Source organism: Staphylococcus sp. Z5-21, assembly GCF_056529615.1.
In genome coordinates this window covers 415,982-441,331 of the sequence record NZ_CP096462.1, presented here as the reverse complement: position 1 = coordinate 441,331, position 25,350 = coordinate 415,982, and the positions used below count along the sequence as shown (strand labels likewise).

General features: G+C 33.8%; 20 protein-coding genes and 2 pseudogenes. 8 read left to right on the top strand and 14 right to left on the bottom strand.

From position 1 onward, the window contains the following. Positions 1–33: 33 nt before the first annotated feature. Positions 34–1,590, bottom strand: a complete 1,557-nt coding sequence (gene putP / locus M1D64_RS01975; RefSeq protein ID WP_041079298.1) for a sodium/proline symporter PutP — start codon at positions 1,588–1,590, stop codon at positions 34–36. A gap of 501 nt (positions 1,591–2,091) precedes the next feature. On the opposite strand from putP, the gene M1D64_RS01970 reads away from it, so the two are divergent. Continuing rightward, positions 2,092–4,044 (top strand): fructose-bisphosphatase class III, encoded by a 1,953-nt coding sequence (locus M1D64_RS01970; RefSeq protein WP_002482358.1) that lies wholly within the window; start codon positions 2,092–2,094, stop codon positions 4,042–4,044. A gap of 60 nt (positions 4,045–4,104) precedes the next feature. On the opposite strand, the gene M1D64_RS01965 is transcribed toward M1D64_RS01970, so the two are convergent. Continuing rightward, positions 4,105–5,904, bottom strand: a complete 1,800-nt coding sequence (locus M1D64_RS01965; protein ID WP_069821596.1) for a cation:proton antiporter — start codon at positions 5,902–5,904, stop codon at positions 4,105–4,107. Positions 5,905–6,227: 323 nt separating this feature from the next. On the opposite strand from M1D64_RS01965, the gene M1D64_RS01960 reads away from it, so the two are divergent. Then, complete coding sequence (locus M1D64_RS01960; protein ID WP_115343723.1) at positions 6,228–7,277, top strand: YkvI family membrane protein; 1,050 nt, start codon at positions 6,228–6,230, stop codon at positions 7,275–7,277. 319 nt (positions 7,278–7,596) lie between these two features. After that, complete coding sequence (locus tag M1D64_RS01955; protein ID WP_115343722.1) at positions 7,597–9,012, top strand: anion permease; 1,416 nt, start codon at positions 7,597–7,599, stop codon at positions 9,010–9,012. 91 nt (positions 9,013–9,103) lie between these two features. Here M1D64_RS01955 and M1D64_RS01950 read toward each other — a convergent pair whose 3' ends face one another. The 5 genes from M1D64_RS01950 to M1D64_RS01930 all read right to left on the bottom strand — a co-directional run bounded on the left by M1D64_RS01950 (position 9,104) and on the right by M1D64_RS01930 (position 12,864). Further along, entirely contained in the window at positions 9,104–9,658 is a 555-nt protein-coding gene (locus tag M1D64_RS01950; RefSeq protein ID WP_480977540.1) for a cysteine hydrolase family protein, read from the bottom strand. A 128-nt stretch (positions 9,659–9,786) separates the two neighbouring features. Further along, entirely contained in the window at positions 9,787–10,389 is a 603-nt protein-coding gene (gene mhqD / locus M1D64_RS01945) for a methylhydroquinone degradation carboxylesterase MhqD (protein ID WP_069826151.1), read from the bottom strand. A 30-nt stretch (positions 10,390–10,419) separates the two neighbouring features. Continuing rightward, complete coding sequence (locus M1D64_RS01940; protein ID WP_075339881.1) at positions 10,420–11,325, bottom strand: VOC family protein; 906 nt, start codon at positions 11,323–11,325, stop codon at positions 10,420–10,422. 81 nt (positions 11,326–11,406) lie between these two features. After that, on the bottom strand, positions 11,407–12,363 hold the full coding sequence (gene mhqE / locus M1D64_RS01935) for a ring-cleaving dioxygenase MhqE (protein ID WP_115343721.1): 957 nt from the start codon (positions 12,361–12,363) through the stop codon (positions 11,407–11,409). 69 nt (positions 12,364–12,432) lie between these two features. Continuing rightward, on the bottom strand, positions 12,433–12,864 hold the full coding sequence (locus M1D64_RS01930; protein WP_037537676.1) for a MarR family winged helix-turn-helix transcriptional regulator: 432 nt from the start codon (positions 12,862–12,864) through the stop codon (positions 12,433–12,435). Between the two features lie 296 nt (positions 12,865–13,160). On the opposite strand from M1D64_RS01930, the pseudogene M1D64_RS01925 reads away from it, so the two are divergent. Then, a pseudogene (locus M1D64_RS01925) lies at positions 13,161–14,532 on the top strand (aldehyde dehydrogenase family protein). Positions 14,533–14,684: 152 nt separating this feature from the next. Here the strand turns inward: M1D64_RS01925 and M1D64_RS01920 are convergent. Then, the gene (locus tag M1D64_RS01920; RefSeq protein WP_115343720.1) at positions 14,685–15,674 is read right to left on the bottom strand and encodes a metal ABC transporter solute-binding protein, Zn/Mn family; all 990 of its coding nucleotides are present in this window, start codon (positions 15,672–15,674) and stop codon (positions 14,685–14,687) included. 174 nt (positions 15,675–15,848) lie between these two features. Here M1D64_RS01920 and M1D64_RS01915 point away from each other — a divergent pair, with 174 nt between their 5' ends. Beyond that, on the top strand, positions 15,849–16,130 hold the full coding sequence (locus M1D64_RS01915; RefSeq protein ID WP_172439371.1) for a GNAT family N-acetyltransferase: 282 nt from the start codon (positions 15,849–15,851) through the stop codon (positions 16,128–16,130). Positions 16,131–16,227: 97 nt separating this feature from the next. On the opposite strand, the gene M1D64_RS01910 is transcribed toward M1D64_RS01915, so the two are convergent. The 3 genes from M1D64_RS01910 to M1D64_RS01900 form a co-directional block, all read right to left on the bottom strand. Continuing rightward, positions 16,228–17,991, bottom strand: a complete 1,764-nt coding sequence (locus tag M1D64_RS01910) for an ABC transporter ATP-binding protein (protein ID WP_041079312.1) — start codon at positions 17,989–17,991, stop codon at positions 16,228–16,230. Next, positions 17,984–19,765, bottom strand: a complete 1,782-nt coding sequence (locus tag M1D64_RS01905; protein ID WP_480977539.1) for an ABC transporter ATP-binding protein — start codon at positions 19,763–19,765, stop codon at positions 17,984–17,986. The genes M1D64_RS01910 and M1D64_RS01905 overlap by 8 nt, the downstream gene beginning before the upstream one ends. A gap of 234 nt (positions 19,766–19,999) precedes the next feature. Beyond that, positions 20,000–20,533, bottom strand: a complete 534-nt coding sequence (locus M1D64_RS01900) for a tubby C-terminal domain-like protein (RefSeq protein WP_115343717.1) — start codon at positions 20,531–20,533, stop codon at positions 20,000–20,002. Between the two features lie 187 nt (positions 20,534–20,720). Between M1D64_RS01900 and M1D64_RS01895 the strand changes: the two genes are divergently transcribed. From M1D64_RS01895 to M1D64_RS01885, 3 genes and pseudogenes are all read left to right on the top strand, one after another. Next, positions 20,721–21,530: a VOC family protein gene (locus M1D64_RS01895; protein WP_002482342.1), complete on the top strand. Its 810-nt coding sequence runs from the start codon at positions 20,721–20,723 to the stop codon at positions 21,528–21,530. Positions 21,531–21,720: 190 nt separating this feature from the next. Beyond that, positions 21,721–22,524, top strand: coding sequence for a PRD domain-containing protein (locus M1D64_RS01890; RefSeq protein ID WP_081327054.1), 804 nt, complete (start codon positions 21,721–21,723; stop codon positions 22,522–22,524). Further along, positions 22,448–22,867, top strand: a pseudogene (locus M1D64_RS01885) (family 1 glycosylhydrolase); the annotation flags it as partial. The gene M1D64_RS01890 and the pseudogene M1D64_RS01885, both read left to right, overlap by 77 nt. A 40-nt stretch (positions 22,868–22,907) precedes the next feature. Here M1D64_RS01885 and M1D64_RS01880 read toward each other — a convergent pair. The 3 genes from M1D64_RS01880 to M1D64_RS01870 form a co-directional block, all read right to left on the bottom strand. Further along, a complete protein-coding gene (locus tag M1D64_RS01880) occupies positions 22,908–23,567 on the bottom strand; it encodes an NAD(P)H-dependent oxidoreductase (protein ID WP_037537761.1) in 660 nt (219 codons plus the stop codon). Between the two features lie 93 nt (positions 23,568–23,660). After that, on the bottom strand, positions 23,661–24,467 hold the full coding sequence (locus M1D64_RS01875; RefSeq protein ID WP_002482337.1) for a Cof-type HAD-IIB family hydrolase: 807 nt from the start codon (positions 24,465–24,467) through the stop codon (positions 23,661–23,663). A gap of 257 nt (positions 24,468–24,724) precedes the next feature. Beyond that, positions 24,725–25,255 (bottom strand): NAD(P)H-dependent oxidoreductase, encoded by a 531-nt coding sequence (locus M1D64_RS01870; RefSeq protein ID WP_011302353.1) that lies wholly within the window; start codon positions 25,253–25,255, stop codon positions 24,725–24,727. Between the last annotated feature and the right edge of the window lie 95 nt (positions 25,256–25,350).

Genomic DNA, 25,350 nt, shown 5'->3' with positions numbered 1-25,350 from the left:
TACATTAAATCATAATTTAAACCCCTTTTTAAATTATGATTCTTTTTGATCTTCACCAGTTTTAACCAGACGACGAACATCTGTTAAATCTGCTTTAACATCAATTTGTGGTTTCTTCGTGAATTTACTTACTACAACCGTAACGATTAAACTAGTTAAGAATCCAGGTATAATTTCATATAAATTAAAGAAATCATTCACATCGCCTAATGGCTTAACAAATGCAATCCATATTATGACTACAATGGCACCTGATAACATACCACTTACAGCACCTGTTCTACTTAACCCCTTCCAATATAAGGATAAGAGTACAAGCGGTCCGAATGCGGCACCGAAACCAGCCCATGCATTACCTACTAGACCCAAAATGGTATCGTTAGGTGACCAAGCAATCCAAATCGAAACAATCGCTACGATGATGACTGATAATCGACCTACTAAAACAAATTCTTTTTCATGTTCCTTTGCAGCTTCCTCACCACGAATTAATTTGTAAAAGTCTTCTGTTAATGAACTTGACGTTACTAACAATTGTGAAGAAATTGTACTCATAATCGCAGCTAAAATAGCAGCAAGTAAGAATCCACCAACTAACGGATGGAATAAAATTTGTCCCATTAAAATGAATAGTGTTTCAGGATTTTCTATATCTGTACCACTTTGATTAATAAACGTAATACCTGTCAATCCGACACCCACTGCGCCTAATAAGCTGATTGCCATCCAACCGATACCAAAACGTCTTGCCGTTGGTAATTGTTTGACAGATTTAATTGACATAAAACGTACAATAATATGTGGTTGACCAAAGTAACCTAATCCCCACGCAAAGAATGAAATAATACCTATAAACGTCGTTCCTTTAAACAAGTCTAAGTTTGTCGGTTTTAATTCTGCTGTTTGCGTAAAAGTATCAAGTCCGCTTAATTGCAACATAGCAACTATTGGTACCATAACCATAGCAATAATCATCACTACACCTTGGAAAAAGTCTGTTAATGATACTGCTAAATAACCTCCGAAAAATGTATAAGCAATGACAATCACAGCGACAAGTAACATACCAATGTGATAGTTAACGCCAAACGCACTTTCCAATAATACACCGCCTGATACCATTCCAGAATGCGTATAAAGTGTGAAAAATACAACGATAATGGCACCTGAAATAATTTTAATCGAATTAGATTTATCATCTAATCTATTTTTAAAGAAATCAGGTAGTGTAATTGCATCTCCGGCTTTCTCTGTATATATACGAAGTCGAGGTGCAACAACAATATAGTTTATGTATGCGCCAAGTGTTAATCCAATCGCTAACCAGGCTGCTGATAAACCGGTAGTATATACTTCACCAGGTAATCCCATAATCATCCAACCACTCATGTCAGATGCGCCTGCAGATAATGCAGTTACATATGGACCAATGTTTCTACCGCCCAGCATATATTCACTGACGTTACCGGTAGATTGTTTAAAGCCATAGTACCCAATCACTAGCAATACCACAAAATAAACGACAAGCATGATATATGTTTGCCAGTTTGGATCGACTTGACTCGATAATGATGTCCCCAATGTAAACATGAAACAAAACGCCCCCTTATAATTTTGTTACATGCATATATTATACAAAAATAAATTATAAATTAAACAGTAAATCAATAATTTTTTTCAAATAAAACCAATAAAATACAGCTTTATAGCGATTAATCATTGATTTAACAGTATTTTCAAGCTCCAAAATTATAATGGTAAAATTACTACACAATGTTAATTATACAATAAATAACATTCATTAAAATGTATGTTTCCTACAACTTTTATATAAATCCCCATTTTATTATATTTGAGTAGCATCATTTCCTTTTTCTACTTTTCTAACATATGCGCTTACTAATAAACCTTAAATTTTTCAGTTAGTAATATACACTCAATCCATTTTTTAGAATTTAATTTAACTTCATAATATAATAAGAAATAGACAAAGGCGTGCCAATTAATGCTACAATAAGAAACATAAATTGGAAGCGTTTTATAAAATGCATTTCATAATTACGATATTTTTACAACTGGAGTGACATAACCATGCAGAAATCAGCAGATAAGAGCCTAAAAGATAGATATTTAGATTTACTTTCACAACAATTTAATACTAAAGAAGAACTTGCAACAGAAATTATTAATTTAGAGTCTATTTTGGAACTCCCTAAAGGTACTGAACATTTTGTGAGTGATTTACACGGTGAATTTCATGCCTTTCAACACGTATTGCGTAATGGTTCAGGCAACGTTCGTTCAAAAATTAATGATATCTTCCAAGATACTTTGACACGCAAAGAAATTAATGAATTTTCTGCGCTTGTATACTATCCTGAAGAAAAACTTAAATTAATTAAAAACAGCTTTAGCTCAAAATCCGAGCTCAATGAGTGGTACATTACAACGATTAATCGTCTGATAAAACTAATCACCTATGCTTCATCCAAATACACGCGCACAAAGTTACGCAAATCTTTACCAAAAAATTACGTCTTTATTATAGAAGAACTGTTATATAAAAGTAATAAATATAATAATAAACATTCTTATTATGAAACATTAATTAATCAAATCATAGAGCTAGAACAATCAGATGATTTGATCATTGGCTTATCTTTCACAGTTCAGCACCTTGTAGTGGATCACCTTCATGTTGTTGGCGATATCTACGACAGAGGACCAGAACCTGATAAAATTATGGAAACACTGATTGATTATCCTTCAGTAGATATTCAATGGGGAAATCATGATGTCCTTTGGATTGGTGCCTATGCAGGTTCCAAAGTTTGCCTTGCAAACCTACTTCGCATTTGTGCACGTTATGATAACTTAGACATTATTGAGGATGCTTATGGTATCAATTTAAGACCCTTATTAACCCTTGCAGAAAAACATTATGATGGAAAAAACAAAGCATTCAGACCTAAAAATGCTGAAGGCTTAACTGAATTAGAACTTGAGCAAATCACAAAAATTCATCAAGCCATCGCCATCATACAATTTAAATTAGAGGCACCAATCATTAAACGTCGCCCTACTTTTGAAATGGAAGAACGATTGGTATTAGAAAGTATTAACTATGAAAAAAATGAAGCAACACTCTATGGAAAAACATATCCATTAGAAAATACTTGTTTCCAAACGATTGACCCAAATGATCCAAACAAACTCACAGACGAAGAGTCAGAAGTGATGGATAAACTATTATTATCTGTCCAACAATCAGAAAAATTGAAACGACATATGACCTTCCTTATGCAAAAAGGCACGCTTTACCTGCCTTATAACGGTAATTTATTGATTCACGGCTGTATTCCAGTAGATGAAAATGGTGAAATGGAATCAATGGTTATCAACGATGTGAAATGCTATGGCAGAGATTTATTAGATCATTTTGAAGATTACGTCCGAGAAGCTTTTGATCACAAAGATATTCAAGACGATTTAGCCACAGATTTAGTATGGTATCTTTGGACTGGTAAATACTCTTCACTATTTGGCAAACGCGCTATGACGACTTTCGAGCGTTACTTTATTAAAGACAAAACAGCGCATAAAGAAACTAAAAACCCTTATTACCATTTGCGTGAGGATGTTAATATGTGTAAAAAAATGCTCAAAGATTTTGGCTTAGACCCTGAACAAGGGCACATTATCAATGGGCATACACCTGTCAAAGAAATTGATGGTGAAGATCCAATTAAAGCTGAAGGAAAAATGATTGTGATTGATGGTGGCTTTTCGAAAGCTTATCAGTCAACAACAGGTATCGCAGGTTATACATTACTTTATAATTCATTTGGTATGCAACTAGTCGCACACCAACATTTTAATTCCAAAAAACATGTTTTACTGAATGGCGCTGATGAACTTTCTATACGTCGTGTCGTCGATAAGGAATTACAACGACAAAAAATAAGACATACAAACACCGGACAAGATATTCAAGAAAAAATCGATATTTTAAAAGAACTTATGCATGATCGTTATGTTAACTAAACAGTATTCATAAAAAACCCCGTTCACACATGATTTTCAATCTGTATGGACGGGGATTTTTTATATATTCGAATGTAAATAAGCATCTTTTAAATAGCCAATCATACCTTCTTCTGAATTTGTAATATTTTGATTATCACGTTTAAATGTGACTTCGTTATTATCATCAATATGATAGAGGACCATGTCATAAGCCGTTAAATTATCCTTACTCGAAACTGGCATTTCTAAAATATTATGTTCGACGATATAGCGATTAAACCAATGCGACGTAAAATCAGAATCAAATAGTATGTGATTTCTAATTGGTCCATCTAAGTTACTTCGCGCATGTTCATCACTAAAAGAAACTGGCATCATGTTGACATTTTTCAAACCAAACTCAGGCACTAATTCATTAAACGCCAAACTATTGAACACAAAAGATTGAGTCATTAATAAACATTTATTGTAACGTGTCATATCGGCATATATACGATCATTACTAGATAATAAATTGCCTTCAAATACTTCAAAATCTAATTCCTGTGCTCGTTTTGATGTGTTATTAAATAAATTAAAAGTCATAACTGGAATGTGATGTTCCCTCAATTTCGCACCTAAATGAAATGAAAATTCACTTTCTCCAACAATAATGACGCCCGGTGGTTCGGTACTTGAAAGGTGCATCATTTTGCTTAACGGTAGAAAACTAAAGCCATAAATGACCACAGTTATAAATACTAATCCAAATGTAACAGGTGTGATGTATTCTGCCATGGGTGTTCCTTTTTCTACAAATAAGCCTCCAAAGAACTGTGCAACAGTAAGTACGACAATACCTCGTGGTGCCATCATTGAAACCATAGCTCTTTCCCGTTTAGAAATCTCAGTATTCATCGTAGATAACAATATAGAAATAGGTCTGACTAATATAATCATGACTGCACAGAATATAAATAGTTTCCACGATATAATACTTTCTAACACATTTAAAGTTAACGAAGACGTAATTAATATAAAGACGGTAGAAACCATAATAGAAGATGCATTTTCAATAAAATGATCTGATTCTTTAAAGATCAAATCATGACGCTTCATACGTGCCATCATTAACCCAAATATGGTTACCGCAAGTAGCCCTGATTCATGCAATATTTCATCACATATTGCAAAAATAAGTAAAATAAAAACCAATTGGATGGGTGGCATTAAATTTTGTGGAATGAGATCTCTTTTAATGAGCAACATAAATAAATAAGATGCGCCAAAACCTATAACAATAGCAATAACAAAACGTAAAGCAAAACTTAAAATAATTTGAATCTCAAAACCTTGCTCTACGATTTGAAAAACATAAAATGCACCTAACGCTAACATTGGTCCAATAGGATCAAGAATAATACTTTCCCACCTTAAGATGGAATCTACACTTTTCCTAACTTTCGCTTGTTTTAATAATGGTTGAATCACGGTAGGACCCGTAATTAAAAATAAGCCACCTAATACAAGTGATATCGTTACTGAGAAACCTAATACAAAATGTAAAGCCATGGATCCTAAAATCCAAGCAATCACTGCCCCCATAGTAATGATTCTTATAACTGCTTTAGAGATACCTTTTAACTCACGAAAATCTAAGTTACTGCTACCTTCAAACAAGATGATTGCAACTGCCAACGAAACGAGTGGGCTAAACACCTCTTGACCCAAACTTTCTTGAGGGTTAATCAATCCAAAAATAGGGCCCACAAGCAACCCTACAATAGCCATAACAACGATGGATGGCCATTTTATTTTATCGGCGAACCATTGGCTAAAAATACCCAACGCTAAAAAGATAACAATGAGTAATGTTAGTGGTAAGTTTAATAAAGTCACTTTGTTCCCTCTCTCTTATACAGATTAAATTTCGTTATCTTCCAAATCACTTTAAACATTTATCACATAATAAAAAAACATACTATCAAATTTTTAAATTTAACGCATCCAAAGAACCTTCATCATTTACCCACTTTGATAAACCATTAATCTAAATACGTTTATGTGCGCACTTTTAAGTTCTCTCTAAAAATACAATTGTTCTTATCAAAAATACTTTTTCTTTTCAATTTATTTTATTTTAAGCTAAAATAATAAATTGTGAGTTTATATATATGAATGACATTTATATTATCTACACCATTGAAAGGATTTATATGACTATGACAAGTTTAAAAGAAATTATTATTGTGGCATTTGCTTTTGTTGGTGTGGTTGTAGGCGCTGGATTTGCTACAGGTCAAGAAATATTCCAATTCTTTACCAGTAATGGCAATTACAGTATCTGGGGCGTGATTATAACGGGTTGTATTGTCACTCTAGGTGGCATTTTTGTACTCCAAACTGGCTATAATTTAAATGCACATAACCACACTGGACCTATAAAGTATTATTTACCCAAGCGTATTGCCACTTTATTTGATATCATCTTAACTTTATTTCTACTTGCACTCGCTATGATTATGACGGCAGGTGGGGTTTCAACGATTCATGAAAGTTTTAATATACCATATGCATTGAGTTCTGTACTTTTAATTTCAATTATTTTAATAACATTATTCTTAAAATTTGAACGCCTCATCGCAATTCTAGGTATGGTCACACCTTTTTTAGTTATTATCGTTACTATTATTGCTATGTATTATTTAATGACCGGTTCACTCAGCTTTAGTGATCCCAATCAATACGCGAATACCGGGACTCGTTCTGATCAATGGTGGTGGTTCGATGCAATTAACTATGGGAGCTTACAAATTGCAGCAGCGTTCAGCTTTTTATCTGTAATGGGAGGTCGTTTAAAATTTAAATCTTCCTCTGTTTACGGAGGCATGATAGGTGGCTTAATCATTACTTTCTTATTGCTTATGTTAAACTTAGGCATGGTATCGCAATTCTCTCACATAAAAGATGTCGCACTGCCATCACTATTATTAGCAAAAGAAATTTCTCCTATGATTGGTTTATTTATGTCTATCGTTATGATATTAGTTATTTATAATACTGTCGTGGGTCTTATGTATGCATTTGCTTCTAGATTTACAAGACCTTATAGCAAACATTATTATATTATGATTATTTGTATGGCAATCCTTACCTTTGCTACGACCTTCATTGGGTTTATTGATTTAATAGGAAAAGTATTTCCTGTTATGGGGATCTTTGGTTTTATATTATTATTTCCAATTTTGATAAAAGGTATTTCACGTAAATAACCCCCATTTAAAAATGCTAAACTATTGCTTATTACAATAAAATATCTCTGTAAATGGCAACATCATTAACTTATACGCTATAAGTTAATGATGTTGCCATTATTTTTCTAAAAGCTAGCTTTACATAAGGTTTTGACAGAACTATAATTATTATGAAAAATCTTATAATAAATTAATAGGATATGATGTTAAATATAGTGTGGTAAGCGCTTTAGTTGCGTCTTCTACGCTAGTTTTCTTAAATACGATTTTAATATCATATACTTGTACTATATTTAGTTTTTTATCAAATAAAAGGACAAGAAAGGTGCATCATAATATGAATAGTGACATCCACTACAGAAAATTTATCTTTCCCATATTGATTGGTATCATTATCTGGCTACTTACCCCAATTAGACCAGAAGGCTTAGATGTTGGCGCATGGCATATGTTTGCAATTTTTGTAGCAACAATTATTGGTTGTATTACACAACCACTTCCAATAGGCGCCGTTGCAATGATTGGTTTTACACTCGCGGTATTAACGCAAACCGTTAAGATAGACACTGCAGTTTCTGGATTTGGAAATAGTAGTATTTGGCTTATAGCAATGGCATTTTTTATTTCAAGAGGATTTGTAAAAACAGGTCTAGGCCGACGCATCGCCTTACAATTTGTTAAATTATTTGGTAAGAAAACTTTAGGCTTGGGCTATTCATTGATTGGTGTAGATTTAATCTTAGCACCTGCCACACCAAGTAATACAGCACGTGCTGGTGGTATTATGTTTCCAATCATTAATGCACTTTCCCGTTCATTTGGATCAAAACCTGAAGATGGTACCCAACGTAAAATGGGTGGATTCCTTATCTTTACAGAATTCCACGGCAACCTTATTACAGCTGCCATGTTTCTTACTGCTATGGCAGGCAACCCTTTGGCTCAATCTTTAGCGAAACATCAAGGCGTAGATATTACCTGGATGCAATGGTTTATTGCAGCACTCATCCCTGGTATCATATCGTTAATCCTTGTGCCATTAATTATTTATAAAATGTATCCTCCAGAAATTAAAGAAACTGCTAATGCGAAATCTTGGGCTCAAAACGAGCTTAAAGATATGGGTAAAATGGCGACCAGTGAAAAATTTATGGTTAGCATCTTTCTCGTTGCACTTGCACTTTGGGTATTAGGTAGCACGTTAAATATCAATGCGACATTAACCGCTTTTATCGCACTAACCTTATTACTCATTACCGGTGTCCTTACTTGGAGTGACGTACTCAAAGAAACTGGTGCTTGGAATACATTAGTATGGTTCTCAATATTAGTAATGATGGCTAATCAACTTAATGAACTGGGCTTTATTCCTTGGCTAAGTAAGTCTATCTCAGGTAGTTTAGGAGGTCTTAGTTGGCCAATCGTGTTAGTACTATTAATCTTATTCTACTTCTATTCTCATTATTTATTTGCTAGTTCAACCGCGCATGTAAGTGCTATGTACTCAGCATTATTAGGCGTCGCTATCGCTACTGGTGCACCACCACTTTTCAGTGCGTTAATGTTAGGTTTCTTCGGTAATTTAATGGCATCTACTACACATTATAGTAGTGGTCCTGCACCTATTTTATATTCAGCAGGCTATGTTTCTCAAAATCGATGGTGGACGATGAATGCCGTACTTGCGATATTTTACTTTATTGTATGGTTAGGTATCGGCTCTTTATGGATGAAACTCATCGGCCTTATGTAACTATAAAGCCCTATGTTATGATTTCAACGACATGATTAATGCTAAAGTCATGTAAATGTTTGAAATATAACATAGGGCATTTATTTTTATTTTAACTGTTACACCATGCTTCTACTGTTGTCACATCTGCATAACGCGTTAATATTTTGTCGATTAAAAATTGATGTTTTTCTACATCTTGATCGGCCATTGCATCTGATAATAGCGTTAGCTTATAATCTTTGTCTGCCGCTTCAACTGCTGTAGATAATACGACACCGCTTGTACTCACACCTGTAAGTACAAGATGATCAACTTGCAAACCGCGTAATAACACCTCTAAATTACTACCAGTAAACGCACTTAATCGATGCTTCATTACAAGGGGTTCCTTTGCTTGGCGATTCAACGCTTCAACAATTTGAGTTGATTCATCTTGTTTATTCATAGGCACGCCTTTTGCTTTCATTTGCGAAAACATTTTATTATTTGGTGAAACTTCCATATATTCCCCTGTAAACGCAACACGTACAAAAATGACTGGCATACTATTACGACGTGCAGTCTCAATTACTTTTTGATTATTAGCTATTATATTTTCTTTTTGCTGCAAACCATTTACAATACCATTTTGCATATCCATCACTATCAACGCTTGATGATTCATTATGATCGCCACCTTTTCTATTATCCATATATTATAGTCTAGATTGACTTCATTTTCTAAAATTGAAATCGCCGCAAGCCATCTACACTTTGTATCATGTATAACAAATGGTGACTTATATTGGGAAATTATTTAAAAATATTGTTTAATAAGTCTCGACCCGCTACCACACCTGCTTGAGTCATTTCGTGACTATTCACCCAAACTTGCGTGACATTTGCACCACGGTTTTCGAATAAATCAATGACATTTTGACTATCTTTGCTTGTAACAATTGGGTCATGTTCACCCATTGAAAGTAATACATGCATACCACTTAAATCTTTATCATTCGCATCATTCACCGGATAAAGTGGTGCATATAACAGTGCTGTTTGAAATGAAATGTCCTGATGTAAAATCATGCTGATTGCAATATTAGAACCGTTTGAAAAACCTACAGGAATTGCTAGCGATAAATCAAAACCATAGCGTTCAGCAGCTTCTTTTAAAAATGCAATGAGTCTATCTGTTCGAAAGTTTAAATCCTCTATATCGTATTGTCCTTCACCGTGACGTTTGAAGAAACGGTTCATTCCATTCTCAGATACTTCACCTCTTATACTTAACACATTATACTTAGGGTTAAGTAGCTGACTTAATGGTAATAAATCACTTTCATCTCCACCTGTCCCGTGTAGTAAAATCAATGTAGGTGCATTTGCTTCACCTTCTCTAAAAATATGTTCCATATCAAGTGTGCCTCCTCTTATATCTATTTTCTATATACGAATAGGTGGTAGCAATTGAAGTATCGTTTCTCTTCTGTCTTCAAATTGAGGTGGTAATACTAAATGCGTACCTAATGTTTCAAATCGTTCATCAACTGTAAAACCAGGGCCTTCTGTCGCAAATTCAAAGATAATGCCACCCTGCTCTTTCATATAAATAGCTTTGAAATAGTTGCGATCTTTAACGTCAGTCACATGATAACCTTTACCAGTCATTTTAACTAACCATTCTCGTTGTACTTTATCAGTTGGAACTGACCAAGCAATGTGATGAACAACACCAACACCCCAACGAACATTCATTTGAGCGCTTTCTTTTTTGATAATCACATGATGTTGCCAATGGCCTTTTGTTTCAACATGTACCACATTGTCATCTTCGTTCACTTTATGAAGACCCATATCGTTTACTAGTGTATTCAACGTTGCCTTAGGATGACTAGATAATAAAGTCACCCCATGAAATCCAATGATACTCTGTGTGTCAGTTTGGTCGTTATCGTCATCTGCTTCAACTAATGCTAAAGGTAAGTCATGTGTATCGTTAAATTCTAATGTTTCACGATCAAACAATCTAGTTTCTACTACTTCAATTTGATGTGCTTGTAAATGTGCTTTCCAAATATCCCTTGAGTTTTTAGGTATTCTAAAAGCAATGCGTTCGACTTGCCCATTTCCTTTACGACCTTTATGTGCATTTGGCCAATTGAAAAACGTTAAAATCGTACCATTTTCAATATTTCCATTTGAGAAGTAAAGATGATAAGTGGATGGATCATCATAATTAACCGTTTTTTTAATTAATTTTAGATTTAATACATCTCTGTAAAATCGAATATTTTCTTCTGGATTACCTACAATTGCTGAAATATGATGAATATGTTGAATTGCTTCCATAAAATTACCTCCTTAAATATTTGAATTTAAATTTCCCTTTATATCTTATGCTATGGTGGTTTACTCTAACCAAAAGTCCTTTTATCTGCTTGTATCAAACGGACGTATTTCTGATTCAATATAGGCTCTTTGTGATTCTAGAAATGGTGGTAAAGCTAGACTTTCACCCAATGTTTCATAAGGCTCATCACCCATAAATCCAGGTCCATCTGTAGAAACTTCAATTAATATATGTCCTATTCGTGCATATAACGCTTCAAAATAAAATCGATCTACTAAACCAGAATTACCGATACCTAATGTTTGATATTTTTCTAACCATTGTACGATTGCTGCATGATCTTTTAGTCTAAATGATACATGATGCACCTCACCATAACCTTGTCTTGCTTCAGGTCCATCTGTATCTTTCCTTAAGATAACTTGACCCCCATTACCCCCTTCACCGACTTCTAAAATGGCTACTCCGTCTTCTTTAGTTAAGACTGTCATGCCAAATACATCTTCAAGTATTTTCATAAAATCTTCAAAATAACTCACGGTAATTTCGATAGGACCTAGACCATAGATTGCTTTATCCATTGGTACTGGACCATTTTTCCATGGTTTACCTGGTGCCACACCTTTATTATGCTCATCAGACACCAGTTGGTAACTTTGACCATCTACCTCTTCAAACGGTAATACCTTTGTACCAAAGAGTGATTGTATACCTTCATGTTTAATATTAAATTCGTCAAATCGTTGCTCATAATATTCCAACGCTTCATCGTTTGGCACTCTAAATGAAGGACGTGTAATTGAATTTGTACCTGCTGCCCCTCTAGGAATATTAGGAAAATCAAAGAATGTCATATCCGTTCCAGGCGAGCCTTCGTCATCCGCAAAAAATGTATGATACGTATAAATATCATCTTGATTTACTGTTTTCTTAACGAGTCTCATACCTAATACTTCTGTGAAAAATTGATAGTTTCTTTCCGCATCATCTGTCATTGCTGTGACATGATGAATACCTAATAATTGGTTATTTGTCATAATAAACGCCTCTCTCTTATAATTATCTCGATTTCGAAGTAATTTTTGATAAAAATTTTAAGTGCCCTTTTATTCAATCGGTTGAGCACTTAATTTTTTTAAAGCTGTTTGTAATACCGTTATTTCTTCATCTGTTAGTACTGAAAAAGTAGATTCTAATGTTGATGCATGATCTGGGAATATTTCATCCATCATACTACGTCCCTTATCGGTTAAAGATGCATTCGTCACACGCTTATCTTTCTCATTGCGTTGTCTAACTACACAGCCTTTTTCTTCTAATTTATCTACGACATACGTAATACTACTACTTGCTATTAATACACGATTACCGATGCGTTGAATGGGTTGGTCACCTTTATTGTAAAGCAGCTCCATTACAGCAAATTCTGTTACATTTAATCCATAACGTTGCACATCTGTTTTAACGATTTTCATTAGATGATCTAAGGTTCGATTTAAACCAACAAATGTATTTAAAGATATTTGTGTACGATCCACTTTATTCACCTACTCCCTAAATTTATTTCGAATTCGAGATAAATTATAATGGGCTATTCACTTTCTGTCAACATATAAGTATAAAAAATATATCACCCGCTCCAAATTTAGCATTAGTCCGTTTTAAGCACTTTCAGTTGGACATATAAAATAATATATTGAATGTACGTTTCAATGAAAATCAAGCGTTCGGTTTTTCAACATTACTTAAGTGTTATGTATATATTGTGGAGGTGTCACAATTGAATCAATTATTTATAAACAATGAATTTATAGCAAGTAAATCTACTGACACAATGGATGTTATCAACCCTGCAACAAGAGAAAAAAATAGATACGATTACATTTGCAACGGAAGCCGAAGTCAATGATGCTGTAGAAAAATCCAAACAAGCTCAATTAGAATGGGAAAAAACACCAGAGCCTACACGCGCTGATCATGTTAAATTGCTCATTCCATTATTAGAACAAAACAAAGATACATTAGCTGAACTTTATGTTAAAGAGCAAGGTAAAACCTTAGCTTCAGCAAAAGGTGAAATTGATAAAACTATTCAATTCATTGACTATATGACTGGATTGAGTATGAATAATAAAGGAGAAGTTTTACAAAATAGTCGTGAAAATGAAACCATTTTACTAACGAAAAAACCGATTGGTGTAACTGCAGGCATTGTACCTTGGAATGCGCCAATTATGGTCTTGATGAGAAAAGTGATTCCTGCTGTTATTACTGGTTGCTCTGTTGTCATTAAACCAAGTGAAGCAACTTCTTTAATTACATTAAAAATCGCAGAATTACTACGTGCCTCAACGATACCTGCTGGCCTAGTACAAATATTACCAGGTACAGGTGAAACTGTAGGAACGCAACTAGCACAACATCCTGATATCCAACTCATTTCATTAACCGGTAGTATGCGCGCTGGCAAGTCTGTCTATGCTGAAAGTGCCTCTACAGTCAAAAAAGTAAACTTAGAGCTTGGAGGTAACGCGCCAGTTATCGTTACACCAAATTCTGACTTAGATAAAGCCGTTAATTATATTGTTACAGCAAGAATAAATAATGCTGGTCAAGTTTGCACTTGTCCTGAGCGTATTTTTGTCCACCAAGAAGTTCACGATACATTTATCGACAAATTGAAAGCTCAAATGGAACAATTAACAGTCGGCGATCCGTTTGATGAATCTACAGATTATGGTGCCATTATTAATCAACAACAACTTGACAGTATAGATGACAAAGTACAAAATGCTGTATAAAATGGTGCTCAATAAATCACTGGTGGTCATAAAATTAAGCGTTCTGGTTTCTTTTATGCTCCTACTATTTTAGATCATATCAATCCCGAAGACAGTGCGTTCAAAGAAGAAATATTCGGTCCTGTTTTACCAATTGTGACATATTCTGAATTTGAACATGCGCTTAACCAAGCCAATGATACGAATGCAGGCTTATCATCATATATCTTTTCTGAAAACTTAAAAGAAATTATGTTAGCTACTGAAAAACTTAAATTTGTTGAAGTTTATGCCAATTGTGAAGCCGAAGAAGTCGTTAATGGTTTTCATGCTGGTTGGAGAGAATCTGGCTTAGGTGGCGCTGATGGTATTCATGGCTTAGAAGCGTATTATAATACAATTGTTTCTTATATTAGATATGATTAACTAACTTACACCATGCCTTTTGTTAATACCGACTATTATTTTTATAATATAAGTTCATTAGATTGATACTGACGGAAAAGTGCTCAAAATAAAAAAGGTGCACATAGCTTATTTATGACAGTTCATAAATGGTTATGCGCACCTTTTTCTAATTAATGATTTAATGCTTTATCCAATGATTTAATATTTTCTTTCATAAGTGATTGATAGGTTATATCTTTATCATTCATTTCTTTTTTAGATAGTGTAGCCATATTGTGGAAGCTAAGCGGTGTTGTGTTAGATTCTTTCTGAATAACATCTGTTACTTTAGAAGAGATGTTTTGTTCATAAAGCACATACGGTTGTTTTGTATCATCAATGCGCTTAACAATAGCCATTAAATCCCTTTGACTAGGTTCTTCATTATTCATACCACTGACACCTTCTTGCTTAAATCCATAACGATTGGCTAAATAACCAATAGAATCATGCGAAATCACTACTGTATCTCGTTTAGGATTTGAAGTAATATCTTTCATTTCATGATTAATATCATCCAAATCAGCAATAAGTTGTTTATAACGTTTTTCATAATATGCTTTATGGCGTGAATCTTTTTTCACTAAGTCGTCCTTAATCGCTTTCACCATCTTTTTGTTTAGAACTGGGTCTAGCCAAATATGTGGATCTTTGCTACCCTCTTCGTGATCATGCCCTTCATGTTCATCGTGTTCTTCATGCGCTTCGTGTCCTTCGTGCTCATGGTCATGTTCATGATTTGATAATAAATCAGCTTGCTTTAAATTCGCTGCTACAGGTAATTTTAGATGCTCATTATTGATTGAGCCCGCAATTTTTTTAGCGACAGGATCCATATCTTGATTAGAATAAATAAATAAATCGCTCTTAGCAATATTCACCATTTCTTTTTGTGTTGGCTCAAAAGAATGCATATCTGCGCCAGGCGGATAAATTGATTCAACATCTACATATTTGCCACCAATTTGCTCCGTAAAACTTTGAAAAGCAAAAGCTGTTGTATATATTTTAAGTTTATTATTTGTACTGACGTCTTTTTTCTCACTTTTATTGATGTTACCACACGCACTTAATGTAATCATCATTACACATGTCAGCATGATTATTATACTTTTCTTCAAAAAACGCCCCTCCAAATCGAAATTATTTCGTTAAAACTATAAACTTATTTTTGCAATATTTCAATGCTTTTAACTCAATCTATTACATTTCTTCTCATTTCATTCAATCACAAATTGTTTAATAGTCGCTAAAATGTGATATTTAATAACTATAGACAAAAATTAAGGAGCGATATTATGGCTGAAATTAAACAAGGTACAAACAAATTTTACATTGGTGATGACGAAAATAATCCACAAGCTCAAATTACTTTTAACCAACAAAATGATAATCAAATCGATATTGACCACACTGGTGTACCAGAAGAAATGGGTGGCCAAGGTATTGGTTCTCAGTTAGTTAAAGCTGTTGTTGATTACGCACGTGACAATAATTTAAAAGTATCTGCTACATGTCCATTTGCTAAAAGCGTTATTGAAAAACATGATGAATATCAAGATGTGTATGTCGGTTAATCAAACATTGGACCTATTAATATAGGCATAGGACATCGAGTTTCACACTCGTCATCCTATGCCTATACTTATATTTAAATTAATTATGATAACAGTTTTATCCATTCTGTAATAAATACATATTATGATAAATACCTTTTTGTGCTATCAATTGTGCATGCGTACCACGTTCAACAATTTCCCCTTTATTTAATACAAATATTTGATCAGCATCTTGAATTGTAGATAATCGGTGGGCAATCGCTAATGTCGTACGGCCTTTTCTCATTTTATTCAAAGATTGTTGGATTTGTTCCTCTGTTTCTGAATCTATATTCGCTGTGGCTTCATCTAAAATTAGGATTTTAGGATTTGTTGCAATCGTTCTTGCAAAAGCAATCAACTGTCTTTCACCACTTGAAAATGCGCTACCTTTCTCAATCACTTTATGTTGATATTGATTTGGCAGTTTTTCAATAAAATGATTTGCATGAACAAACTCTGCTGCTGCTTTCACTTGTTCAAATGTCATTGAAGGATGATAAAGTTTAATATTTGAAGCTATCGTGCCATAGAACATAAAGGCATCTTGTAAAACCAAGCCAATTTTTTCTTTCAATTCTGTTTTTGGTATCTTTTTAATTGAATTGCCGTCTATTTTAATATCACCGCGATTGAATTCATAGAAACGCATGAAGAGATTGATGATAGAACTTTTACCAGAACCTGTATGACCGACAAGCGCAATCATTTCTCCTGGTTTCGCGGTCAAACTAATGTTTTTTAACACGTCTGTTTCTCCGTCATAACTAAAGCTCACATTGTCGAACTCGATTTCACCGGTCTCAATAGCATTGTCATTGTTTGCTTCTTGTTGTGGTTCATACGTATCATCATCGATGAGTGCAAACACTCTACTTGCTGAAACCAGCGCTTGTTGCAGTATATTTAAATTTTGACTTACTTGATTGATAGGTTCAAAAAAACGTTCCATATATTGTACAAAAGCAAACACCACACCTGCAGTGATGCCAGTAGTAAAGCTGATTACTCCAAAGTATCCAAGAATCATTACAACCGCAAAAATTGAAATAGAACTGATTGCAGGGCGAAGTAAAAGACTGTCTAATTTAACAGTTTTTAACATATATTGATAATGTTCATCATTAATCTTATTAAATTCTTTATTTAATCGGCGTTCTTGATTAAAGGCTTGGATAATTTTCATGCCTTCTATAGATTCCGCTAACTTCGAATTTAAATCAGATAACCGTTGTCTTGACTTTGAAAATAAAAAAGCAGAATACTTTCTATAACTTGCTAATATTATCATTATGATAGGTAAAAAAATGAGCGCAATTAAAGCTAATTTGACATCTAACACAAACATCATGATGTAACTTGAAATCATCATAAAGAATGCCATTATAAATGTGGAAAAAACACCTACAATCATATCAACAATCGTTTCTGTATCATTTGTAAGTCGAGAAACAATGCTACCACCAGGTACTTTATCAAAGTATCTCATACCTAATTTACCCAGCTTATTAAATGCATCAATCCTTAATTGTTGAATTACTTTAAATGCTAAATATTGAAATAAATATTGGCTAAAGTAAAGGGTGATAGCGCCAATCAACTGTATGCTAATAAAAATAACAATCAACCATACCATTGTCTCTTTAGGAAAATGGCGTGGTGTTAAATAATCATCGATGAAAATTTTCACCATATAAGGTGTCATCATACTAGCAATCGTTGATAATATGAGCGTAATAAAGGCCAAAACAATAATCCATTTATAGGGTAAGGTGTATTTAAATAACCTAATGAGTGCGCTACCTTGATCTTTTGCTGTTAGATTAGCATTTTCAGTCATTTTCACCATCCCCTTTCGTTAGACTATCCAAGTTGCGAGACAGTTGCTCTTGTAATGCTTGAGCCTGGTAAGTATCATAATACCAACCTTTTTTACTCATCAGTGTTGCGTGATTACCACGCTCGATGATACGGCCTTCATTCATTACTATAATTAAATCGGCGTGTTTTACAGCACTCATTCTATGTGCCGTTATAATATTGGTCTTACCGCTTCTCAGATGTTCCAAATTTTCTAATATGGCTTCTTCTGTTTGTGCATCTACTGCTGATAATGAATCATCTAAAATGAGTATTTCTGGATTAACGAGTAGCGCACGTGCAATAGAAACACGTTGCTTTTGACCACCTGATAACGATACACCACGTTCGCCTACTACGGTTTGGTAATCTTTAGAAAATTGCATGATATCATCGTGAATGTGACTAAGCTTGCTAGCTTCAAATATTTTCTCATCGTCAATCGTTTCATTACTAAATGCAATATTATTACGTATGGTTGTTGAAAATAAAAAATGTTCTTGTGGCACATAACCAAATTGAGCTCTTAATAACTCAACATTGTAATCACGAATAGGATGTCCACCAAATTCAATATCTTGAGCGTGTTGTGTATCAAATTCTCGTAATAATAACCTAATTAATGCACTCTTACCTGAACCTGTACGACCAACAATACCAACTGTAGAACCTTCTTTAATTGTAAAATTAATATCATAAATACCTTGATCCTCATTACCCGGGAAATGAAACTGATTTATATTAAACCTTATATCCCCTTGAGGACGTTCATCAATGACATATGAAGTATCGATATCATTAGGTAGTTCGCCAATTTCCTCAATACGTTCATATGATGCTTTAGCTCTTTGGACAATATTAAAAAACAGGCCTAGCGCTAGTAAAGGCCATACCAGCATGCCAAGATATGTATTAAATGTGATTAACTGCCCCAAGCTGATATCATTATGAAAAACCATCTGCGCACCGAATGCAATTGATAAGAAATAACTCATACCTATGACTAAAGTAATCGTCGGATCAAAAAGTGCATCTATTTTTGATACTTTCAAATTTTTCGCAACAACATCATCACTTAAATGCTTAAAATCCGCCTGATCACTTGGTTCATAGCCAAATGTTTTAGTTACTTTGATACCTGCCACACTCTCTTGTGTCTTATCATTTAGTTTACTAAACGCAGCTTGTGCTTTTTTAAATCCTTTACTTAGTAGCGAACCATAAATGCTGGTAAGCAATACCATAAATGGAAGTGGAATCATGGCAATTAACGTTAATTTCCAACTGACTGTTGTTGCCATCGTGATAATGACTGTGCCACCAGTTATCAACGAATCTGCAATCATTAAAATACCTGCACCTGCAGCATTTTGAACAGCTCTGATATCATTCGTAGCATGTGCCATCAGATCACCCGTTCTTCTATTTTGGAAAAAGATAGCACTCATTTCTGTATATTTTTTATATAGATAGGTCCTTAATATCTTACCTAATTTTTGACTTGTTCCAAATATAGATAATCTCCATACATATCTGAGAACATAAGTTAATATTGCAGTAATAACAAGTATGAATAAATAAATGGCTAATAATCGAGGCGTTAATCTATTAGAAGTCATCTCATCAATTGTACGACCAATGATTTGAGGCGGTACAATTTCAATTAATGCGATTAACAATAAGGTGCCTAAGCCTATGAGATAACTCGTTTTTTGTTGTTTAAAAAACCAACCTAATTTCAAGAATACTTTCATCACGCCACCTCCATACAATCATGATTTAATACCAAATCTATCAATTATTATGGACATCCATGCTTTATATCAGTCCATACAATACGTGTCTCATATTTTACCACAACTTAACATCTGTAAATAGAATGGATATATTACACACTAACTATCCACAGATTTCCATTGAATTTAAAAAATGAACTTGAGACATTTGCCATATCTCAAGTTCTAGCTTTGTATTATGCTATTGTTAACCTAGTTTGCATTTTTACGTTGTTTTTCCTGAAATTCATAAAACACTTGGAACAATAGTATTAACATAGCCGGATGATATGTTTCCGTTTCTATATACACATCGTGCATGGAAGCAAATTTAAATCGCTCTGATTTTGTTTGCATAATTTCTTGATTACGCTCTGTCACCTTTACACTTCTCGAAAAAAATCCTGACTGAAATTTTATTATACCTCCTTGAGTCTCTTCAAAATACATAGTTGGTTTGAGCCCCATTTTTGAACGAAATAGGCCTATGGGTTGATTATTCTTTTCAACTGTCCAGACTGTCTTAAAAGGTGTTTTAATAGCACCCTCTTGCAACACACGATAGGTAGCTTGACCATCTGTAATCTCAAAGTTCTGCTTGTTATTACCTAAATATGCCATTGTTTGTTGTACAGCCGACGTATAAAACAGTTCGATGGTAAACACTACATCTTCTTTATCATTATAAATTTCTATCACTGATCTAGAAGCATTGAAAAAGTTTTCTTTAAAATAATAGTGTGTCATCTATAACATCCTATTCTTTTGGATTTAAAACATTGTGTTATACCCATTTTACAAAAATGAATCTTTTAATGCCACCAAATATATTTTTTATACTTTCCAAGCTTTGTGTATTGACTCAGTATATTTTTTATACTAGAATTCAACTTGTAATAATTATAAATACATGCAATGAATAAGGAGCTAAATTATGACTTTCCACGATAAAAATGCAACGCAAGTAACAAATATCACATTAAACGTCTCAGATTTGAAAAATATGATTAAATTCTACACACAAATTTTAGGGTTAACTATTAAACACGAAACAAATCATGCCGTTACCTTTAATGTCGGCGCACATGGACATACGCTAACACTAAATGAAATAGAAAACGGACGTCGTCCCTCTATGAGAGAATCAGGACTATTTCACATGGCGCTCTTATTACCTACGCGTCAAGATCTCGGTAATTTCTTATATCATGCTGCAAGTACAGGTGTTCAAGTTGGCGGTGGCGATCACCTTGTCAGTGAGGCGCTTTATTTTGCAGACCCTGAAGGTAATGGGATTGAAATTTATTATGATAGACCTAAAGCAGGTTGGATTTGGAATGACAATAAAGTGAAGATGGATACGCTCGAAGTCGATGCGAATGACTTAGTTGAACAAAGAAGTGAAAATGGATGGCAAGGTATGCCAGATGATGCAAAAATTGGTCACCTACACTTAAAAGCTGCTGATATAGGTCAATCCCGTCATTATTATCTCGACGAACTCGGCTTAGACCACGTTTCTGATTTACCACAGGCTGTATTTATGTCAACTAATCATTACCACCACCACATTGCTTTTAATACTTGGCAATCCAATATATTACGCCAAAACAATAGCCAAAGTTTAGGCTTAACACATATAGAAATATATAAACCAAATGCACAAGAAACACAATTTATTGGACCAGAAGGTTTCGAAATTTTAGTTCATAGCAATACACAACTCGTTGCTGATAAAGACTAATTGATGCTAGGAAGATGTTATGACATTGATTGCAAAAGCAGTGTTCATTCAAGTTGAATGCGCACTGCTTTTTATTGTTTTCAGAAACGATATCGGCGTTTCTTTTTGACTTATGATAAACATCTACTCTATATTAAATATATAATCATTTTTATTACTAAGTTAATAAATAAGGGATGTTATATTTATTATGAAAATTACTAAAATACTGAATAACAATGTGGTTATTTCAAAGATTAACAATGAAGAACGTATCGTCATGGGAAAAGGGATTCCCTGTGGCAAACAAAATGGTCAAGAGCTAGAAAAAGACAAAATTGATAAAGTTTTTAGACTCACAAGCGAAGAACAAGAACGTATGCTTACGTTACTTAATGAAATCGATCAAAATGTCTTATTAACGACTCAAGATATTATTATCAAAGCCAATCAGCTTTATGAAAAACCTATGTCAGAATCTATTTACCTATCACTAACGGACCACATAGATTACGCTATTAAAAGAACCAGAGAAGGTCACATTATTAAAAATCCATTATTATACGAAATCAACAGACTCTATCCTAAAGAATATGATTTATCAATAAACGCAGTTGAGACCATTAACCGCCGCTTTGATATTCAGTTACCTAAAGATGAGGCTGGATTTATTGCTATGCATATTGTCAACGCAAGTATGGATGAAAATATCGCAAATATATATGAAATCACAAAGATTACCAAAAGTATTTTAGATATTGTGCGCTATCACTTTAATTTACACATTAATGAAGATGCCCTAAGCTACTCCAGATTTATGACTCACCTCAAATTTTTCAGCCAAAGGTTAATTAACCATGAGTCACTAAACGAAGTGACTGATGAATCATTGCTACAAGTATTGCAACAAAAACATGTGAAATCCGATGCATGTGTAGATAAAATATCCTTACTTAGAAGCATCCCATTGGGGCTGGCAAATCGATCCAATCGGACTCAGAATCGTCTTAAATGAATTGTGGGACCGTTATAATAAACCGTTATTCATTGTTGAAAATGGGTTAGGTGCAAAAGACACTATTGAAGATGGCCAAATTCATGATAATTATCGCATTGATTATTTACAAAAACATATTGCTGAAGCAAAAAGAGCCGTTGAAGATGGCGTTGATTTAATGGGTTACCTTGCATGGGGGCCTATTGATTTAGTATCAATGTCAACGAGTGAAATGACTAAACGCTATGGCTTCATTTATGTAGATCAAGATGATTACGGTCAAGGTACTAAAAAACGTATTAAAAAAGATTCTTTTGACTGGTATAAAGCTTTAATTCAATCGAATGCACGTGATTTATAATATAAAAAGCTTGGTGCAACTGCACCAAGCTTTTCTTCATTTATTCTAACCATTCTACGATATCATCTTGTGTTTGGCGTACTTTATCTTTCGGTTCCGTTTCTCTATAACCAAAAGCCACCATAACAGATGGCGCAAAATGCGCTTCGTCTATAATGCCTTCATCAGTTAAAAATTGTGTGACCGCATCTAAATCAAAGCCTTCTATTGGACATGAATCGATATTTAATAATGCTGCACTTGTCATCATGTTACCCAGTGCAATATAAGTCTGTTTTCTCGCCCAATCTAATAAAGATTGGTCATTGTCATTAATGTGAAAGTTAGTTTGAAAATCATCAAATTTCTTTTCTGTAGCTGGAATGCTCGCTTCACTATATTTTTTTACATTTCTTATCATATGTTGTACGTAATCTGATTGTGAAGTTACATTTTTGCGTGCTAAAATTAATACAAAATGACTTGCTGTATCAAGTTGCCCTTGTGCACCCCAACTGATTGCTTTAAGTTTATCTCTAATTTCACGATTTTGAATAACTACAAATCTCCAAGGCTCTAAGCCTAGTGAACTGGGTGAAAGTCTCCCCGTTTCTAAAATTGTATTAAAATCACTCTCTGAAATTTTTTTGTTTGCATCAAAGCGTTTTGTTGCATGTCTAAAATTAAAAGCATCTAAAATCGTTTGTTGCATTTGAGTCATCACTTTTTGAAACCTACCTTTCAAATTAATCATTTATATATGTAGTGTAGCAATTTTGAAATTCGTATTAAAACAATATGTTTTATAACACAATCAAATCGGTTTGTTTAATACTTCGGATTCAATCACGCTTAACACACCTTGCTTATCATTCGAGGGTGCCACATGTTTTGCTGCTTCAAACAACGAATGATCTTCACTATTCTCCATCACATAACTATGCTCGGCTAATAGCAACATATCTAAATCATTATTTGCATCACCAAACGCCATTAATTCTGACGCGTCGAGTTGCCATGTGTTCAATAAACGTTTTAATGCGTTCCCTTTTGTTACACCAGGGATAATGATATCAATACTATCATGTCCACTAGATACAAATTCTAACTTACCATTAAAACGCGCTTTAAGATCCTCATCAAGTGTAGGATGCGTCTCACGGTTTATGTTAAATGCTATCTTCACATACTCATCTTCGGGTAAGTGTTGTAAAGAATGAATTTCTTCTAATTGACGATAATAAAAATGTGCATCTTTTTTAAACGACTCAGGATTTTCCTTTAAAATATAGGCACTACTTAATCCGCATACAATTAAGTTATTGATACCTCTTTCAATATTTAAATAATCTACCACTTGCTGATAAAAGTCTCTATCGAATGTTTGATAATCATATAATTTATCCCCTTCATAAATAACCGCACCATTTTCTGCCACAAAGTACATCGCTCGTTCTCCGAAAATTGATTTCAATTTCGCATATTGGTTACCACTAGCAGCTATAAACTTAATCTGCTGCGTTTTTAATTGCTGAAATATACGTTCAAATCGTTCTTCATCGTATGTTTTTTGCGTATTTAAAAATGTACCATCCATATCAACTGCAATTGCTTTTATCATAGTGTCCCCTCAAATCTTTCAATTTATATGTTTATCTATTATTATATCGATATTGTAGTTTGATTCAAAGTAAATCCCTTACATAATAGCTGAATTCATAAAAAAACAGAGTCAAACAGCAATCTCTTTTAATAAGATTTCGCTTGTTCCACCCTGTAGGTATGAAACCATATTATAAATACCTATACTTTACCGCTTCAATTCAATCATGTTAAATATAACCATAAACGAAAAAATTTGTCTTAGATTATCTTTAATTACTTGTTTAATGATTGAATAAAGTTCAAATAATCTTGCGTATTCTCTTCTAATTGACTAGGCGCAATAGTAAATGCACTGTATAGCTTATGCGCACCAACATAGTTTGCAGATACAAATCGTGTCGTTGCAATCATCGGACTCACTAATTCATCAATTGTAAATTTCACATTACCTTCTGGTGTATAGGCTTCTGCTATTGACCCAATAGAAATCGCCAATCCTATATTCTTTCCTTTTAAGGCGTCTCCTTTAGAACCATATGCCCAACCATGTGTAAAGACTTCATCTAAGTACTGTTTCATTAATGGTGGAGAACTATACCAATATAATGGATATTGAAAAATAATATGATCATGCGCTTCTATCAGTTTTTGTTCTTTTTCGATATCAATTTTGCCATGTGGATATTCTGGATAGATTTCATGTACTGTGACAGACTCACCTATCTTAGAAAGTGCATCTCTCCAATGCTTATTCACAGTTGAATTGCTAATATCTGGATGTGCAATAATGACTAATGTAGACATTTGGTCAGTACCTCACTTTTTTAAATTTAATAAGTATATATTAATCGCATATGACTCAAATTGAAAATTTTTTGCCTAATTTAACTAAATCTTTT

What these genes read in the sequence shown, in the direction of transcription:
- M1D64_RS01900 (WP_115343717.1), bottom strand. Translation starts at nt 20,533, where the DNA reads ATGACACACTATTATTTTAAAGAAAACTTTTTCAATGCTTCTAGATCA.
- M1D64_RS01880 (WP_037537761.1), bottom strand. Translation starts at nt 23,567, where the DNA reads ATGACTCAAATGCAACAAACGATTTTAGATGCTTTTAATTTTAGACAT.
- M1D64_RS01890 (WP_081327054.1), top strand. Translation starts at nt 21,721, where the DNA reads ATGAAAATTACTAAAATACTGAATAACAATGTGGTTATTTCAAAGATT.
- M1D64_RS01940 (WP_075339881.1), bottom strand. Translation starts at nt 11,325, where the DNA reads ATGGAAGCAATTCAACATATTCATCATATTTCAGCAATTGTAGGTAAT.
- mhqE (WP_115343721.1), bottom strand. Translation starts at nt 12,363, where the DNA reads ATGACAAATAACCAATTATTAGGTATTCATCATGTCACAGCAATGACA.
- M1D64_RS01895 (WP_002482342.1), top strand. Translation starts at nt 20,721, where the DNA reads ATGACTTTCCACGATAAAAATGCAACGCAAGTAACAAATATCACATTA.
- putP (WP_041079298.1), bottom strand. Translation starts at nt 1,590, where the DNA reads ATGTTTACATTGGGGACATCATTATCGAGTCAAGTCGATCCAAACTGG.
- M1D64_RS01950 (WP_480977540.1), bottom strand. Translation starts at nt 9,658, where the DNA reads ATGAATCATCAAGCGTTGATAGTGATGGATATGCAAAATGGTATTGTA.
- M1D64_RS01905 (WP_480977539.1), bottom strand. Translation starts at nt 19,765, where the DNA reads ATGAAAGTATTCTTGAAATTAGGTTGGTTTTTTAAACAACAAAAAACG.
- M1D64_RS01970 (WP_002482358.1), top strand. Translation starts at nt 2,092, where the DNA reads ATGCAGAAATCAGCAGATAAGAGCCTAAAAGATAGATATTTAGATTTA.
- M1D64_RS01960 (WP_115343723.1), top strand. Translation starts at nt 6,228, where the DNA reads ATGACAAGTTTAAAAGAAATTATTATTGTGGCATTTGCTTTTGTTGGT.
- M1D64_RS01955 (WP_115343722.1), top strand. Translation starts at nt 7,597, where the DNA reads ATGAATAGTGACATCCACTACAGAAAATTTATCTTTCCCATATTGATT.
- M1D64_RS01910 (WP_041079312.1), bottom strand. Translation starts at nt 17,991, where the DNA reads ATGACTGAAAATGCTAATCTAACAGCAAAAGATCAAGGTAGCGCACTC.
- mhqD (WP_069826151.1), bottom strand. Translation starts at nt 10,389, where the DNA reads ATGGAACATATTTTTAGAGAAGGTGAAGCAAATGCACCTACATTGATT.
- M1D64_RS01875 (WP_002482337.1), bottom strand. Translation starts at nt 24,467, where the DNA reads ATGATAAAAGCAATTGCAGTTGATATGGATGGTACATTTTTAAATACG.
- M1D64_RS01870 (WP_011302353.1), bottom strand. Translation starts at nt 25,255, where the DNA reads ATGTCTACATTAGTCATTATTGCACATCCAGATATTAGCAATTCAACT.